The organism is Corynebacterium sp. ACRPE, from assembly GCF_022347435.1.
Taxonomy (GTDB): domain Bacteria; phylum Actinomycetota; class Actinomycetes; order Mycobacteriales; family Mycobacteriaceae; genus Corynebacterium; species Corynebacterium tuberculostearicum_D.
In genome coordinates this window covers 1-630 of sequence record NZ_JAKRNA010000069.1, presented here as the reverse complement: position 1 = coordinate 630, position 630 = coordinate 1, and the positions used below count along the sequence as shown (strand labels likewise).

The 630-nt window shown below is 55.4% G+C and carries 1 pseudogene; it reads left to right on the top strand.

The window, feature by feature from the left end:
- Positions 1–105 precede the first annotated feature (105 nt).
- Positions 106–444: pseudogene (locus MHY13_RS12145) on the top strand (HNH endonuclease signature motif containing protein); the annotation flags it as partial.
- Between the last annotated feature and the right edge of the window lie 186 nt (positions 445–630).

Here is a 630-nt window from a genome sequence, read left to right as displayed (position 1 = left end):
TCGGGATGATAAGCCCCGCCGACTTCGAGAACCGCATCGGTCTAACCACCAGCAGAAAAGAAATAGCCGCCTAACCACTAGGTAGCTCCACTACGTGTCCACAATTTGCGGGCAACCCCAACCCACACCAGTGTTGCCATCAACACGTTTACCACCAACCCCGATACCAACCTGGTCTTTCACCCCGGTCCCGGATGGATAAACCTCAACCACGCCCCTACAGATAACACCTTCATCCGCCGGCTTAACGCCGACGAGACAGACTCTTATACCCCTACCACCGACATCCGCGCCTACACCCAAGGCAGAGACGCCACCTGTCGCTGGCCCGGCTGTACCGTCCCCGCCACTAGGTGCCAACTCGACCACCGCATCGAATACCACCTTGGCGGGCCTACCAGCCCAGATAATTTAGTAAACCTCTGCCAACACCACCACAACATCAAAACCGACCGCAGAATCCACTACATCCTCGACCCCATCACCGGAACCATCGCCTGGCTCCACCATGAAGTGCCCCAGGTTTTGTTCCGTTTAAGTAGATGGGAAAATCTGGAATATGCCAAGAAAATTTGACCAGGATGCAAAGGACCGTGTGGTCCGTCTCGTGGAAGATCGCATCTTGGCAGA